Here is a 14652-nt window from a genome sequence, read left to right on the forward strand (position 1 = left end):
GTACAGAGGTTGGGAGAGAAGATGGAGGAACGGTGGAGTCCGGCCCGTACATGACAATATGATTAAGAAGAATAATTGTCTGTCGGGCCGGACGCCACGAGGGCTCAGCGCGGGCCGGCGGTTCCGGTATGGGCGATGACCGCGCCCTCGGGCAAGGGGCGCACGACCTGCTCGTACACCGACAGCCAGCCGCGCACCCGCCCCGGGGCGGGCGGGGCGAAGGCTTCGCGCCGGCGGGCCAGTACCTGTTCCGCCACCTTCAGGTCCACGGTGCGCGCATCGATATCGATGGCGATGGGGTCGCCATCCTGGACCAGGCCCAGCGGACCGCCGGCGGCCGCCTCGGGCGACACCTCGCCCACGACCAGCCCCTTGTTGACCAGGCCGGACAACTGGCCGTCCGTGACGACCGCGACGTGTTCGCCCAGGCCCGCACCGTCCAGGACGAACACGAAGCGCGAGGCCATGCCCATGCCCGGTCCGCCGCGCACGCCCAGGCCGCGCATCACGACCACGGTGCCGCGCTCGATCTCGCCCCGTTGCAGGGCCGCGATGGCATCTTCCTGGGACTCGAATACCCGGGCCGTTCCCTCGAAGCGCATGGCCTTGCCGGTGGCCAGGCCCAGCTTGACGATGCCGCCGTCGGGCGCGAGCGAACCGCGCAGGATGACGATGGAGGGGCGGGTGGACAGCGGCTGGTCGGCCGGGCGCAGGATGGCTTCGTCGCGCACCTGGGCCTGGTCCACGGCGTCGCCCAGCGGCCGCCCGGACACGGTCAGCGCCTCGGGGTGATAGAGGCCGGCCAGGCGCTTGAACACGGCCAGCGTCCCGCCCGCGCGCTCCAGGTCCTCGATGGAGTGGTCGCCGTTGGGGCGGATGGCGGCGATCAGGGGCGTGGTATCCGCCAGCCGCTCGAACAGCCCGTAGACATCCACGCCGGCCTGCGCTTCGTTGGCGATGGCCTGCAGATGCTTGATGGTATTGATGGAGCCGCCCAGCGCAAGCACCAGGCGGGCGGCGTTGGCAAAGGCCTCGGCGGTGAGGATGGCGCGCGGTCGCAGGTCCTCCCAGACCATCTGGACGATGCGGGCGCCGGCCTGCGCGACGGTGGCCATCATGCGCGGGCTGTTGGCGGCCACCGGCGCGCTGCCGGGCAGGGCCATGCCCAATGCCTCGCACACCATGTGCATGGAATTGGCGGTACCTATGCCGGCACAGACTCCCGGGCCACGCACCGCCTGTTCGCTCATCGCCGCCAGCTCGGCCGGATCCATGCGGCCGGCCGCGACGTGGCCCGCGGCCAGGAAAACTTCCTCGATGTCGACATGTTGCTGCTTGTGGTGGCCGCTGCGCTGGTAGCCGCACACCACGACCAGCGTCGGGAGGTCCAGCCGGGCGGCCGCCATGAGCTGGCCGGGCGTGGTCTTGTCGCACGAGGCCAGGCAGATCATGCCGTCCAGCAGCGCGCCTTCCACCGCCACTTCGATGTCGTTGGCGATGAGGTCGCGGCTGGGAAGGATATAGCCGCCGCGGGCGCCGGCGCTGGTGATGAAGTCGCTGGGAGCGGCGGTGCGCACCTCGAAGGGCAGGCCGCCGGCCTCGCGTATGGCTTGCTTGATGGCGGCGGCGACGCCGTCCAGGTGGCTGAAGCAGCTCGACAGTTCCGACGAGGTGTTGACCACGGCGATCTTGGGTTTCTCCATGTCGGCGTCGGTCAGGCCGAGCGCGCGCCATTGCGCCCGCCTGACCGCCCAGCGCGAGGTGCCGGGTTCGAAGTTGCTGCGCAGCGCACGGCGCGGCGCCGTCTTGCCTGGGTCGGACGATGACATGAGGTCTCCATGAAAATTTGAAACGTTATTTCAATTTATCATCCGGCATGTCTTTCGAGCAACGCCGATCCGTGGTTAAAATTAAAATGAAACGTCATTTCGAAAAATATTGACGCATGGCGGGCGACTGTCGGAGAATCTGCCGCGGATCCGCACTGGACCGAATTCGACACGGCATGGATGCCGGAACAGGAGACAAGATGAGCACGTACCCGCGAAGCCCGGCCGGTCCCCGCATGTCGTCCGGCCGCCGGCAATTGCTGCGCGGCCTTGCCGCCAGCATGCCCGCGGCGGCCCTGCCGCGCCTGGCCACGGCCGGCCAGGGCTTTCCCAGCCGGCCCATCACCATCATCGTGCCGGCCAGCGCGGGCGGGCTGCTGGATGTCTACCAGCGCTTCGTGGACAAGCTCGCGGCGCCGTTCCTGAACAACCAGCCGATCATCATCGAGAACCGCCCCGGCGCGAACCTGCTGCTGGGCGCCGACGCCATGGCGCGCCAGGACCGCGGCGACGGCTATCTGCTGACGCAGGCCCTGCAGATCCAGGTTCGCATGCCGCACCTGCAGAAGGTGCGCTACGACGCGCTGCGCGACCTGACCTGGATCATCTGCATGGTCACGAGTCCGTTCGGCATCGCGGTGCGCGCCGATTCCCCGCTGCGCAGCTTCGACGACCTGATCGCCGCCGCCCGCGCGCGGCCAGGAGAGATCAGCTACGGCACGGTGGGTTTCGCCAACGGCGGCCATCTGCTGATGGAGGAGGTCGCGCGGCTGAAGGGCGTGAAATTCAACGTCATTCCGATGAAGGGCAGCGCCGACGTCATCCAGGCGGCGCTGGGCGGACACGTGGACGCGATGTCCGATTCGGCCAGTTGGTCGCCCCAGGTACAGGCCGGCAAGATGCGGCTGCTGGTGACCTTCAGCGAATCGCGGCTGGAGAAGTTTCCCAACGTGCCGACGGCCACGGAGCTGGGCGTGCCCATCGTCTACACCTCGCCGATCGGCCTGGCCGGTCCGAAGAACATGGACCCGGCGGTCGTGCGCGTGCTGCACGACGCCTACAAGCGGGCCATCGACCAGCCCGCGCACAAGGACATCCTCGACAAGTTCGACCTCATTCCCGGTTACCGGGACACGGCCGGCTTCACCGAGGAGATGCGCGCTTCCTACGAGCGCGAGAAGGCCATGGTCGCACGCCTGGGCCTGAAGACCTGAACATCATTGCCGCATCAAGGAGAATCCGCATGGCAAATCAAGTACGAACCGTCCGGCGAACGGAGAACCGGCCCTGGCATGTCGATGCCGACCTGTGCGTGGTCGGCGCCGGCATCTCGGGGGTCTCGGCCGCGCTCGAGGCGGCCGCGCTGGGCCGCCGGGTCGTGCTTGTCGACAGCCTGCCCATGCTGGGCGGCCAGGCGGTGGGCTCCATCATCGGCACGTTCTGCGGGCTGTTCTCGAACGGCCCGAACCGCATCCAGCTCACCCACGGCATCGCCGACGGCATCCTGGAGGACCTGGGCAAGGCCGGCGCGCTGCACCATAACGTCGGTCCGCTGACGACGGTGGTGTACTACGACGAGGTGGCGCTGGGCCGCTGGATCGAACAGAAGATCCGCGACGCCGGCATCACGGTGGTGCTGGGCGCGGTGTTGCGCGAGGCTCGGCGCGAGGGCGGCCGGCTGCAGCGGCTGGAGCTGGCCACGCGCTACGGCGACGTGCACGTGGACGCGCGCGGCTATGTGGACGCCAGCGGCGACGCGGCGCTGGCGTGGCTGGCGGGCCTGGATTGCCGCGAGCCCGACGTGCCGATCTTCGGCACCCAGATGTTCGTGCTCGAGCACCTGGACGAAGCCCACCTGCCCACGCGCGAGGCCTTCACGGCGCGCATCAAGGAAAAGGCCGCGCAGTACGGCATCTCGCGCGACGACGGGCTCTTCTTCCGATTCCCCGGGCGAGGCGTGGCGGCGATGAACATGACCCACATGGAGACACCGCTCGATCCGCTGGCCGCCTCGGCCACGGCCCTGGCCGGCCGCGAGCAGGTGGACCGCGTCATCGAATTCCTGAAGGCGGAGTATCCGCAAGCCTTCGGCGCCGCCCGCATCCGCGCCTATGCCTTGCCGGGCATCCGGCAGACACGCTGGATCGCCGGCCTGCATCAGTTGACGACGGAGGAGGTGCGCGCGGCCACGCGTTTCCCGGATGCCGTCGCGCGGACTTCGTGGCCGGTGGAACTGCACGACCAGCCCGAGGGCTACGTGTGGGAGCCCTTCGGCGAGGACCACGTCCACACGGTGCCGCTGCGCAGCCTGATCCCGGCCGGCAGCGACAATCTCGTGGCCGCCGGGCGCTGCATCGACGCCGACGCGGCGGCGCTGTCCAGCGTGCGCGTCATGGGGCCGTGCATCGCCATGGGAGCGGCGGCTGCCCACGCCCTGGACCTGACCCTGGGCGGCAAGGTGCGGGACGTGGACGTGTCCGCCCTGCAGGAACGCATCCGCAACAACATCTGAACATAAGCGGGAACGCCGAGGTTCCCGCGCCATTCCTCAAGGAGACTCCATGAAAATCCTGTTCGCGTCCCTGCTGGGCGCGGCCTGCGCCGCGACCGCCACCCATGCCGTCGCGGCCGCCGGCCCCGCCTATCCGTCCAGGCCGGTCACGCTGATCGTGCCCAATGCCCCGGGCGGCGCCATCGACATCCTGAGCCGCCTCCTGTCCGAGCGCCTGCAGAAGACCTGGGGCCAGCCGGTGGTGGTGATGTACAAGCCGGGCGCCAACACGGTGGTCGGCACGGATCACGTCGCCAAGTCCGCGCCCGACGGCTACACGCTGGGCATCGTCGTGACCTCGCACGTCATCAACCCGACGTTGCGCAAGACCATGCCGTTCGACACGGTCAAGGACCTGGCGGGCGTCTCGATGCTGGTGACCTCGCAGATCGTCATCACCGCGACGCCGTCGCTGCCGGCCAACGACCTGGCCGGCGTGATCGCGATGGCCAGGAAGGATCCGGGCAAGATGAGCTACGCCTCGCCGGGCAGCGGCAGCTCCATGCACCTGACCGGCGAACTGCTCAAGAGCATGACCGGGGTGGACATGCTGCACATTCCGTACAAGGGCAGCGGCCCCGCCTACACGGAGGTGATGGCCGGCCGCGTGCCGCTGCTGATCGATCCGCTGTTCTCGTCCATGCCCTACATCAAGGCGGGCAAGCTCAAGCCCATCGCCGTCACCGGCAAGACGCGCGATCCCAGCGCGCCCGACATCCCCACGGTGGCCGAGACCATTCCGGGCTTCAACGTGCAGAGCATCTTCGGCCTGGTGGCGCCGGCGGCAACGCCGCGCGAGGTGATCAACAAGATCAGCGCCGACGTGGGCACCATCCTGCGCAGCGCGGATTTCAAGGCTCGCCTGGCCGAAGTGGGCCTGACCTCGGCGCCCAGCACGCCCGAGGAGTTCGACGCCCTGGTCAAGGCCGAGATCGAGAAGTGGGCCCCGGTGGTGAAGGCCTCGGGCGCCACCGCCGACTGAGGCGCTTCCATGGAAACCTGCCGGCTTCTCTATAAAATGGGCGATCCTTTTTTTCCGCCGCATCCGGAGTCCCGCCATGCCACGAAACGCCCCCCGAGCCCCATCCGCCGCCAAGACCCGGCGGGCGTCCGCCGCGGCCGAACCGAGTGGCACCGTGTCCGCCCTGGAGCGGGGGATCGCGGTGCTGCGCTGCTTTCGCGAGGACCTGCGCGTATTGAGCAATGCCGAACTGGCCGCGATGACCGGGATCCCCAAGCCCACGGTCACGCGGCTGGCCACCACGCTGGTTTCCCTGGGCCTGATGAAACAGGAACCCGAGACCGAGCGCTTCTCGCTGGCGGCGGGCGTGGTGTCGCTGGCCCAGGCGTTCCTGGGCGGGGTCGATACGCGCTCGATCGCGCGCCCGCACATGCTCGCGCTGGCCAACGAAACCGAAGGCTCGGTCTATCTGGCGATACGGGACGAGCTGCACATCGTGCTGATCGAGACGGCCTCACCGCAATCGGCGCTGCTCCTGGCGCGGCTGCGGGTGGGGTCGCGCTTCTCGGTGGCCAGTTCGGCACTGGGGCGCGCCTACCTGAGCGCAATGACCGACCAGTACGAGAAGGATCGCCTGCTGCAAAGCATACGCAAGGAATGCGGCGAGGCGGAGTGGGCGCGGCTGGAGAAGGGGCTCGAGCGCTCGCAGCGGGATGCGCGCATGCACGGCTATTGCCTGTCGCTGGGCGAGTTCCACCGCGACATCAATTCGGTATCGGTGCCGCTGGTCGTGCCGGGCGGCGAGATCATGGCGCTGAACTGCGGCGGGCCGGCTTTCTCGTTCACCGAGAAGCGCCTGCGCAACGAGGTGGCGCCGCGCCTGATCGAGACCGCGCAGGCGATCGCGCGCGATACGGGCGGCAAGGTGCCGCTGCCGGACAAATTGCTCAAGGTTTCCTGACCCGCGCGGCGTCGCGGGCCGGCTGCCAGGAAGGAGGGCGGCAATGCGACTGACGGATCACGAGAAAGCCATGCTCGACGGCGCGCATGGCCCGGCCAAACAGAAGGCCATGGACCTGCTGCTGCGCTACGGCAACGCGCTGGGGGCCGAGCGCCTGGTCGAGACGCGCAACGTGGCGGGTACCATCGGCGCCACCACGCCGTTCATGCGCAAGTTCGCCGACGAGCGGGGCGGCCTGGACGCGGTGTTCTCCGAGTTCAACCTGGACAGCGCCGAGGTCGTGGCCATTCCGCCCGTCGAGGTCTACAGCAGCCACCTGCAACAGGGCATCGATCCCGAGCACGCCGCCCAGCAGGGGGTGGGCGAAGAGGTCGTGCGCATCTTCCGCAAGGGCGATGCCTACAGCGCGGGCCTGGGCGTGCAGCTCCTGAACACCTGCACGCCCTACCAGGTCGGCAACCTGCCGGCCCGGGGCGAGCACTGCGCATGGATGGAGTCTTCGGCCGTCATCTACATCAACGCCGTGCTGGGCGCGCGGTCGAACGCCGAAGGGCGCGAGAGCACGGGCGCGGCCATGCTGACGGGCCGCATTCCCTATTGGGGCTACCACATCGAGTCAGAACGGCGCGGCACCCACCTGGTGGAGCTGGACATGCCCATCGAGTCGATGTCGGACTGGGGCATGCTGGGCTACTACGTGGGAGACAAGGTGCAGGACAAGGTCCCGGTCATCACCGGCGCGGGACTGGCGCCCAGCACCCTCAAGCTCAAGCACTTCGGCGCGGCCGCGGCGTCGTCGGGCGGCGTGGAGATGTACCACATTCCCGGCTTCACCCCCGAGGCGCCGACGGTCGAGGCCGCCTTCGGTGGCAACCGCCCGCGCGAAGTGTTCCGCTTCGGGCCCAGGGAGCTGCGCGAGACCTACGAGAACCTCAACGCCACGGCGCGCGACCCCGACGTCGATTTCGTCATGCTGGGCTGCCCGCACTACAGCATCGAGCAGATCTGGGAAGTGTGCCGGCTGCTGCAGGGCAAGCGCGTGCATGAGAATACGCAGCTCTGGATCTTCACGCCCCGTGCCACCAAGCAGATCGCCGACCAGAACGGCTACACCCGCATCATCGAGGAGGCGGGCGGCTACCTGATGTCGGACACCTGTTCGGCGCTGGGGCGCGTCATTCCCCAGGGAACCAAGGTGGCGGCCGTTGATTCGGCCAAGCAGGTCCACTACCTGCCGGCCATCATGGGCATACAGGCATGGTTCGGCAGCACCGCCGACTGCATCGAGGCCGCGGTGACCGGCCGCTGGAAAGGAGGTTTGCGATGAGCGCGCAGGACAGTTCCACGGCCGTTTCCCGGGTCATCGTGCTGCAAGGCCGGGGCATCGTGGGCGGACGGGCCGAGGGCGAGGCGCTGGTCACGCGCGACCGGATCTCGGGGTGGGGCGGCATCGATCCCCGTACCGGCACCGTCATCGAGACCCGCCACGAGCTGCGCGGGGTGAGCTTCGCCGGCAAGGTGCTGGTGTTTCCCGGCGCGAAGGGGTCCTCGGGCTGGTCCGGCCAGTTCCACATCGCCCGCATCTCCGGCATGGCGCCCGCGGCCATGCTGTTCAACGAGATGACGACCAAGATCGCGCTCGGGGCCGTGGTCACGCACGCGCCGTCGGTCACCGGCTTCGACATCGACCCCTTGTCGGTGATCGAGACGGGAGACTGGGTCCGGGTGGACGGGGACCTGGGCCGGGTCGAAGTGGCCAAGCGGGCCAGGGGCTAGGCATTTCCCCGGTCGAGCACGATAATGGGCTGCCGCCCGGCAGTCAGCCGTGGGCGACCGGAGTCCCCGCAAACCAAGGTTCGGAGTTCACGATGAAAAAAACGCTAGCAGTGTCCCTGACCGCCCTGTTCATGGCCCTGACCGGCCCCGCCCTGGCCGCCGAAAACACCCAGCAGAACAAGATGACCACCTGTAACAAGGACGCCGGCGACCGCAAGGGCGACGACCGCAAGGCTTTCATGAAAGAGTGCCTGTCCGCCAAGAAGATGACCCAGCAGGAAAAAATGACCGCCTGCAACAAGGAAGCCACCGGCAAGAAAGGCGACGACCGCAAGGCCTTCATGAAGCAGTGCTTGAGTAGTTAATCCCCCCTACGCCCTTCGGGCGCCCCCCAGGGGGCGGCACTGGCGGACCGGCAAAGCCGGATCCGCGGCGCCCTGGATCAAAGCAAGAACGCGGTGCTTCGCACCGAGACAACCCCACTAGACCCAGGATGCGGTGGATCCGGCTCCGCCGGTCCACCCGCATCGCCCCCTGGGGGGCGCGCGAAGCGCGTAGGGGGGGGCTACACCTGCAGGCTGTATTCCAGCGTGGCCATGCTGGCGGGCATGTCGACCTTGGCGCCCAGGTCGCGCATGGTCGAGCCCAGCGCGTGCAGCGTGCGGAACAGGTTGTGGGCCCGGCACTGTTCGCCCATCTGGCCGATGCGCACGATGGGCAGGCCGAACGAGCCCGAGATTTCCACCCGGTAGCGTTCGGAGATGTGCGCGCAGATCCCGGTGTTGGTCAGGCCGTCGGGCACCGTGATGCCGACCACCGAGTTCAGGCGCGAGGCCGGTGGCGCGAACAGGCGCAGGCCCATGGCCTCGATGCCGTTCTGCAAGGCGAAGGACGAACGCGAATGGCGCGCGAAACGCACCGGCAGGGTCTCGGCGCAGACCAGGCGCAGCGCCTCGTGCAGCGCCAGCACCCCGGACACCGGGGCGGTGTAGTGGTACGACCCCTTGTGCCAGAAGTTCTCGGCCAGCCTGGCGTCCAGCACCCAGTGGGTATTGGGCGTCTTGCGCCGGCTGATGTGTTCCCACGCATCGTTGGAGAACGCGATCAGCGAGACGCCGGGAATCGACGACAGGCCCTTCTGGCCACCGGTGATGACGGCGTCGATCTGCCAGTCGTCCATCTGCAGCGGCATGGTGCTGAGCGTGCAGACGGCATCGACCACGACCAGGCAGCCGCGCTTCTTGGCGGCCTTGGCGATGGCGGGCAGTTCGCGGTTGAAGACCGTGTTGGAGGTCTCGCCCTGGACGATGGTCAGGACGTCGGGGCGGTGCTGCTCGATCGCCTGCTCCACCGACTGGGCCGACGCGGCCTGGTGGCCGTCGATTTCCAGCGTGACGACGTCGGCGTCCAGGCGCCGGCTCATCTCGGCCATGCGGGCGCTGAAGAAACCGTTGACCACGCACAGCACCTTGCTGCGGGGCGACACCAGGTTGCAGATCGCCATCTCCATCGCAGCCGAACCCGGGCCGGCCACGCCCAGCACCCATTCCGACTTCGTCTGGAACACATAGCCCGCCATCTGCTTGACCTGGGAGATGATGGTCGACATGGTCGCGCCCAGGTGGTTGATGACCACCGAGTTCGCATGGGCCACCACGTCGGGAATGGGAACGGGGCCAGCGCCCATCATCAGCAGGGGATCGTCGGGCAGGATCTCGCTCAGCAGGCGCACACGGGGCGGCTGCGAGTAGACAAGCGGGGGATGGTCGGTCGAGGAAGCGGTGTCAGCGGTTTCTTCGGCGGCGCGAAGCGGGCGGGTTGGCATGTTGGATACGCGGCTGTGAGTGGAAAGCCCGGAGCCGGGCGGTCTGTCGGCCGCATGCCCGTTAGGGGCGGCGCTGGCGGACCGGCGGGGCCGGATCCGCGGCGCCAGGGGGGACGGGCGCCGTGGGGGTCGAGCATGCTCGACGATCTCGATTATAGATTCACTGCGCGTCCGAGCGCCTGGCCCATGCGCACGCCGACCAGCGGCCCCAGCGCATCGTTCCAATTCACCCGGCCGGCACCGAACAGCAGGACCACGGTCGAGCCGAGCTTGAAGCGGCCCATTTCGGCGCCTTTGTCCAGCCGCACGGCGCCGTCGTCGTAGCGCGTGGTCACGATGCGCGAGCCGTGCGGGTCGACCTGGCCGCCCCAGACGGTTTCCATGGCGCCCACGATCATGGCGCCCACCAGCACCACCGCCATGGGGCCGAGTTCGGTATCGAACAGGCATGCCAGGCGTTCGTTGCGCGCGAACAGGCGCGGCACGGTCCGGGCGGTGAGCGGATTGACCGAGAACAGGCGTCCGGGGATGTAGACCGTTTCGCGTAAGGTGCCGGCCACCGGCATGTGCACCCGGTGATAGTCGCGGGGGGACAGATAGATGGTGGCGAAGCCGCCGTCCCGGTAGGGATCGGCGCGCCGCGCATCGCCGCCCAGCAGTTCGTCGGCGCTGAAGTCGTGCCCCTTGGCCTGGAAGATGCGGCCGGCGCGGATGGGGCCCAGCTGGCTGATGGCGCCGTCGGCGGGACACAGCACGGCGTCCGGGGCGGGATCCAGCGGACGCGCGCCGGGCTTGAGCGCGCGGGTGAAGAAGGCGTTGAAGTGTTCGTAGGCGGTGGGGTCGGGCTCCAGGGCCTCGCTCATGTCCACGCCGTACTGGCGGATGAAACGGGCGATGGCGGGATTCTTCAGGCCGGCGACGCGGCAGTGCGCAAGGCGTCCGAACAGGCTGGAGACGAGCGCCTGGGGCGCGAGATATTGGCCGTAGATGAAAAGCTGGTCTTTGATGGACATGTCGGGGCCTCGCGCGGGCGAGGCAGTTTCGGGTTTGCGCCTGGATATTACAGCGGTGCGGAGGAGCCGCGCACGACCAGCTCGGGCCGCAGGACGACCGTGGACGTCGTGCCCGGCACGCCGCGCAGGCTGTCGAGCAACAAGCGGGCCGCCCGGAACCCCATCTCGTAGTGCAGGATGCGTACCGTGGTCAGGGGAGGCGACACCCTGTCCATCAAGGGCATGTCGTTATGTCCCACGACCGAGACGTCCTGCGGCACCGTGCGTCCGCGCTGCTGCAATGCCTGGATCGCCCCCAGCGCGATCAGGTCGTTGGCCGCGACGATGGCCGTGAACTCGGCCCCGGTGCCCAGCAGCGCGCGCGTGCCTTCCTCGCCGGCATCGCAGGAATAGGCGTCGCACTGGGCGAAGCCGGCCGGCTCCAGCCCGTGCGCGGCCATGGCCTGGATGAAGCCGGCCTGCCGCAGCGAACCGGTGGACAGCGCCAGCGGCCCGGACAGGTGGGCGATGCGGCGATGGCCGATGGACACCAGGTGATCGACGGCCAGTTTCATGCCCAGCATGTCGTCGCTGACGACGGCGGGCAGGCTGCCGTCTTCGTCGCGGCGGTTGACCAGCACGACCTTGACCTGGTCGCGCACCAGGCGCTCGACCAGCGGGTCGTGCAGGCTGGAGGTCGCGATGATGAGCCCTTCGACGCGCTGGGCCAGCATGCGGTCGGCGGCCTCGTCCGGCGCCTGTTCGTTGCCGGTATCGGCCACCAGCACGAAGAAGCCCTCGGCCGCCAGCGCCTGTTCGATGCCGCGCAGGATGGGCGGGAACACGGGATTGGTGATGTCGGGCAACAGCACGCCCACCGTGCCCGACCGCCCGGTGCGCAGCGCCGACGCCGCGCGGTTGACGCGGTAGTTCAGGGCGCGGGCGGCGGCCTCGACGCGGCCGACCACTTCGGGGCTGACCATGTGGCGTCGTTCGGGGTCCAGCGCGCGCGAAGCGGTGGTCTTGTGCACCTGGGCGTGCAGGGCGATGTCGGCAAGGGTGGCGGCGGAGGAACGCTTGGGCATGGGCGAGATGATAGCGAAGTGCCGGCGCATGGGGGCGGGAAATCTCCTTGTTGACAAGTGGAACGATCCGGCTAAACTGAATGCTATCGATAGCATGAGGTTATGCCAAATGTTGCCCAGCACGCCAGAGTCTCTTACCCCCATTGTTTTGCAATCGATGGCAAATACCGCCGATCCGCGCGTCAAGGAACTGCTATGCAGCCTGGTCCGGCATCTGCACGCCTTCGTACTGGAAACGCGGCTGACCGAGGCCGAGTTCGAATATGCGCTGGGCTATCTCAATGCCATCGGGCAGGCCACCTGCGACACCAAGAACGAGGCGGTGCTGGTGGCCGACCTGCTGGGCGTGTCGTCGCTGGTGGCGCTGCTGAACAACGCCGACCATCATGGCGAGTCGGACGCCGCGCTGCTCGGTCCGTTCTGGCGCGCCAACTCGCCCAGCCTGGAACCGGGGGCCTCGCTGGCGGCGCCGGGCACGCCCGGCATCCCGCTCGAGGGCAGCGGGCTGGTCCAGGACCGCGAGGGCCGGCCACTGGCCGGCGTCACGGTGGACATCTGGCATGCATCGCCCAGCGGGCTGTACGAGAACCAGGACGAGACCCAGCCCGACATGAACCTGCGCGGCCGCTTCACGACCGACGAGAACGGACGCTTCCGCTTCCGTTCGGTGCGGCCGGCGGGCTATCCCGTGCCGGTGGACGGGCCGGGCGGCGTACTGCTGCGCGCCCAGGCGCGCCACGAGTTCCGGCCGGCACACCTGCATTTCATGTTCTCCAAGCCCGGCTACAAGGTCCTGATCACCCAGGTCTACGCCGACGACTCGGAGTTCCTGCACAGCGATCCCACTTTCGGCGTGACGCGCCGGCTGGTCGGCCAGTACCGGGTGGAATCGCGCCCGGGCGGCGACGTCGCGGTCTTCGATCATTGCTTCACGCTGCTGGAAGGCGAGATGGTCTTCCCGCATCCCCCGATTCCCTGAACTTCCCACGCATCACCAAAGGAACTCCCAATGACACAAGCATCCACATTCGCGCCGCAGGACCGCCTGGACGGCAAGGTGGCCGTGATAGCCGGCGGCACCGGCGCAATCGGCCATGCCAGCGCGCGGCGCCTGGCGGCCCGCGGGGCGCGTTGCGTGCTGCTGCATAACGGCGATCCCGCCGCCGCTTCCCGGGTGGGCGAACTGCCCGGGGAAGGACACGCCGAGGTCCGGGCCTCCATTACCGACAGCCCGGCCCTGAAGGCGGCGGCCGAGCGCGTCCGCGCCGACTTCGGCACCTGCCACATCCTGGTCAATAGCGCCGGCTACACCAAGCCCGTGCCCGCGGCCGACCTGGAGGGCCTGACCGACGAACTGATCGACGACATCCTGAAGGTCAACTTCCGGGGCGTCTTCTCGACCATCCGCGCCTTCGCGCCGCTGCTCAAGGAAAGCGGCGATGGCCTGATCGTGACGCTGTCCTCGATCGCGGCCTTCACGGGCGTCGGCAGCAACCTGGCCTACGTTGCGGCCAAGGCCAGCGTGGACGTGGTGGGCGAGGCCCTGGCCCGCGTGCTCGCGCCGCAGGTGCGCGTGCTGTCGGTCAGCCCGGGCGTGGTCGACTCCACCTTCGTGCCGGGCCGGGGCGCCGACTTCAACGCCAAGACTGCCGCCACCACGCCGCTGGGCCGCATCGGCACCACCGACGACATCGCCGCCGCCGTGGAAGCCTGCGCCACCTCGCTGCGTTTTGCCACCGGCACCCGCATCGTGGTCGATGGAGGACGCCACCTGTGAACCCGACCGTCATCACCTGCGCGATCACCGGCAACCTGACCAAGCCGGAGCAGACGCCGCACCTGCCCATCACGCCCGAGCAGATCGCCAATTCGGCGCTCGAGGCGGCCCGCGCCGGCGCGGCGCAGGTCCACATCCACGTGCGCGATCCCCAAACCGGCCGCCCGTCGATGGACGTCGCGCTGTACGACGAGGTCATCCGCCGCATCCGGGCCGAGAACCGCGAAGTCATCATCAACCTGACCACCGGCCCGGGCGGCCGCTACGTGCCGAGCGAGGCCGAGCCCCGCGTGGCCGGCCCCGGCACCACGCTGCTGCCCCCGGAGAAAAGGGTCGAGCACATCGCGCGGCTGCGGCCCGACGTCTGCTCGCTGGACCTGAACACCATGAACTCGGGCGCGGAGGTGGTCATCAACACCCCGCGCAACGTGCGCATCATGGCCGGCGTCATCCGCGAGGCGGGCGTCAAGCCGGAACTGGAGATCTTCGACAGCGGCGACATCCACCTCGCGCGCGACCTGATCGCCGACGGCACGCTGGACGGGCCGGGCATGTGGACCTTCGTCACCGGCGTCAAGTACGGATTCGAGGCCACGCCCGAGACGCTGCTGTATGCGCGCGGCCTGCTGCCGGCGGGCGCCTTCTGGTCCGCCTTCGGGGTGGGCCGCCACGAGTTCCCCATGCTGGCGGCCGCTTTCGTGTCGGGCGGCCACGTCCGCGTAGGCCTGGAAGACAACATCTACCTGTCCCGGGGCGTCCTGGCGCCCAGCAACGCGGCGCTGGTGGAGCGTGCCGCGCGCATCGTGCAGGACCTGGGAGGAAGCGTGGCGAGCGCCGGCGAGGCGCGCGACATGCTGGGCCTGCCCATCAGGAATTGAAGGAACCGCTACCGATC

14 protein-coding genes are annotated in these 14652 nt (G+C 68.7%); 10 read left to right on the forward strand and 4 right to left on the reverse strand.

Going from position 1 to position 14652, the window contains the following annotated elements:
* Positions 1-104: 104 nt before the first annotated feature.
* Complete coding sequence (gene ilvD / locus N5K27_RS04285; RefSeq protein ID WP_279814876.1) at positions 105-1829, reverse strand: dihydroxy-acid dehydratase; 1725 nt, start codon at positions 1827-1829, stop codon at positions 105-107.
* A 200-nt stretch (positions 1830-2029) separates the two neighbouring features.
* Between ilvD and N5K27_RS04290 the strand changes: the two genes are divergently transcribed.
* From N5K27_RS04290 to N5K27_RS04320, 7 genes are all read left to right on the forward strand, one after another.
* Complete coding sequence (locus N5K27_RS04290) at positions 2030-3043, forward strand: tripartite tricarboxylate transporter substrate binding protein (protein WP_279814878.1); 1014 nt, start codon at positions 2030-2032, stop codon at positions 3041-3043.
* Between the two features lie 29 nt (positions 3044-3072).
* Positions 3073-4341 (forward strand): FAD-dependent oxidoreductase, encoded by a 1269-nt coding sequence (locus N5K27_RS04295; RefSeq protein ID WP_279814880.1) that lies wholly within the window; start codon positions 3073-3075, stop codon positions 4339-4341.
* Between the two features lie 49 nt (positions 4342-4390).
* A complete protein-coding gene (locus N5K27_RS04300; RefSeq protein WP_279814882.1) occupies positions 4391-5362 on the forward strand; it encodes a tripartite tricarboxylate transporter substrate binding protein in 972 nt (323 codons plus the stop codon).
* Between the two features lie 76 nt (positions 5363-5438).
* Entirely contained in the window at positions 5439-6302 is an 864-nt protein-coding gene (locus N5K27_RS04305; RefSeq protein ID WP_087840140.1) for an IclR family transcriptional regulator, read from the forward strand.
* A 43-nt stretch (positions 6303-6345) separates the two neighbouring features.
* Complete coding sequence (locus N5K27_RS04310; protein WP_279814885.1) at positions 6346-7629, forward strand: aconitase X catalytic domain-containing protein; 1284 nt, start codon at positions 6346-6348, stop codon at positions 7627-7629.
* Positions 7626-8078, forward strand: coding sequence for a DUF126 domain-containing protein (locus N5K27_RS04315; RefSeq protein WP_279814887.1), 453 nt, complete (start codon positions 7626-7628; stop codon positions 8076-8078). Before N5K27_RS04310 ends, N5K27_RS04315 begins: the two co-directional genes overlap by 4 nt.
* A gap of 92 nt (positions 8079-8170) precedes the next feature.
* Positions 8171-8443: a PsiF family protein gene (locus tag N5K27_RS04320; protein ID WP_087840143.1), complete on the forward strand. Its 273-nt coding sequence runs from the start codon at positions 8171-8173 to the stop codon at positions 8441-8443.
* Between the two features lie 200 nt (positions 8444-8643).
* Here N5K27_RS04320 and N5K27_RS04325 read toward each other — a convergent pair whose 3' ends face one another.
* The 3 genes from N5K27_RS04325 to N5K27_RS04335 form a co-directional block, all read right to left on the reverse strand.
* A complete protein-coding gene (locus N5K27_RS04325; RefSeq protein ID WP_132978849.1) occupies positions 8644-9903 on the reverse strand; it encodes an alanine--glyoxylate aminotransferase family protein in 1260 nt (419 codons plus the stop codon).
* Between the two features lie 152 nt (positions 9904-10055).
* The gene (gene asd / locus N5K27_RS04330; protein WP_279814891.1) at positions 10056-10916 is read right to left on the reverse strand and encodes an archaetidylserine decarboxylase; all 861 of its coding nucleotides are present in this window, start codon (positions 10914-10916) and stop codon (positions 10056-10058) included.
* A 47-nt stretch (positions 10917-10963) separates the two neighbouring features.
* Positions 10964-12010, reverse strand: coding sequence for a LacI family DNA-binding transcriptional regulator (locus N5K27_RS04335; RefSeq protein WP_243724344.1), 1047 nt, complete (start codon positions 12008-12010; stop codon positions 10964-10966).
* A 127-nt stretch (positions 12011-12137) separates the two neighbouring features.
* On the opposite strand from N5K27_RS04335, the gene N5K27_RS04340 reads away from it, so the two are divergent.
* The 3 genes from N5K27_RS04340 to N5K27_RS04350 are packed head-to-tail and all read left to right on the forward strand — an operon-like array spanning position 12138 to position 14635.
* A complete protein-coding gene (locus tag N5K27_RS04340; RefSeq protein ID WP_243724345.1) occupies positions 12138-12959 on the forward strand; it encodes a dioxygenase in 822 nt (273 codons plus the stop codon).
* Between the two features lie 30 nt (positions 12960-12989).
* Entirely contained in the window at positions 12990-13757 is a 768-nt protein-coding gene (locus N5K27_RS04345; RefSeq protein ID WP_087840147.1) for an SDR family oxidoreductase, read from the forward strand.
* Positions 13754-14635, forward strand: coding sequence for a 3-keto-5-aminohexanoate cleavage protein (locus tag N5K27_RS04350; protein WP_279814894.1), 882 nt, complete (start codon positions 13754-13756; stop codon positions 14633-14635). Before N5K27_RS04345 ends, N5K27_RS04350 begins: the two co-directional genes overlap by 4 nt.
* Positions 14636-14652: the final 17 nt, after the last annotated feature.

The organism is Pigmentiphaga sp. GD03639 (assembly GCF_029845405.1).
Classification (GTDB): domain Bacteria; phylum Pseudomonadota; class Gammaproteobacteria; order Burkholderiales; family Burkholderiaceae_B; genus Pigmentiphaga; species Pigmentiphaga daeguensis.

What these genes read in the sequence shown, in the direction of transcription:
- N5K27_RS04345 (WP_087840147.1), top strand. Translation starts at nt 12,990, where the DNA reads ATGACACAAGCATCCACATTCGCGCCGCAGGACCGCCTGGACGGCAAG.
- N5K27_RS04315 (WP_279814887.1), top strand. Translation starts at nt 7,626, where the DNA reads ATGAGCGCGCAGGACAGTTCCACGGCCGTTTCCCGGGTCATCGTGCTG.
- N5K27_RS04325 (WP_132978849.1), bottom strand. Translation starts at nt 9,903, where the DNA reads ATGCCAACCCGCCCGCTTCGCGCCGCCGAAGAAACCGCTGACACCGCT.
- N5K27_RS04335 (WP_243724344.1), bottom strand. Translation starts at nt 12,010, where the DNA reads ATGCGCCGGCACTTCGCTATCATCTCGCCCATGCCCAAGCGTTCCTCC.
- N5K27_RS04305 (WP_087840140.1), top strand. Translation starts at nt 5,439, where the DNA reads ATGCCACGAAACGCCCCCCGAGCCCCATCCGCCGCCAAGACCCGGCGG.
- N5K27_RS04340 (WP_243724345.1), top strand. Translation starts at nt 12,138, where the DNA reads ATGGCAAATACCGCCGATCCGCGCGTCAAGGAACTGCTATGCAGCCTG.
- N5K27_RS04320 (WP_087840143.1), top strand. Translation starts at nt 8,171, where the DNA reads ATGAAAAAAACGCTAGCAGTGTCCCTGACCGCCCTGTTCATGGCCCTG.
- N5K27_RS04295 (WP_279814880.1), top strand. Translation starts at nt 3,073, where the DNA reads ATGGCAAATCAAGTACGAACCGTCCGGCGAACGGAGAACCGGCCCTGG.
- N5K27_RS04300 (WP_279814882.1), top strand. Translation starts at nt 4,391, where the DNA reads ATGAAAATCCTGTTCGCGTCCCTGCTGGGCGCGGCCTGCGCCGCGACC.
- N5K27_RS04290 (WP_279814878.1), top strand. Translation starts at nt 2,030, where the DNA reads ATGAGCACGTACCCGCGAAGCCCGGCCGGTCCCCGCATGTCGTCCGGC.
- N5K27_RS04310 (WP_279814885.1), top strand. Translation starts at nt 6,346, where the DNA reads ATGCGACTGACGGATCACGAGAAAGCCATGCTCGACGGCGCGCATGGC.
- ilvD (WP_279814876.1), bottom strand. Translation starts at nt 1,829, where the DNA reads ATGTCATCGTCCGACCCAGGCAAGACGGCGCCGCGCCGTGCGCTGCGC.
- asd (WP_279814891.1), bottom strand. Translation starts at nt 10,916, where the DNA reads ATGTCCATCAAAGACCAGCTTTTCATCTACGGCCAATATCTCGCGCCC.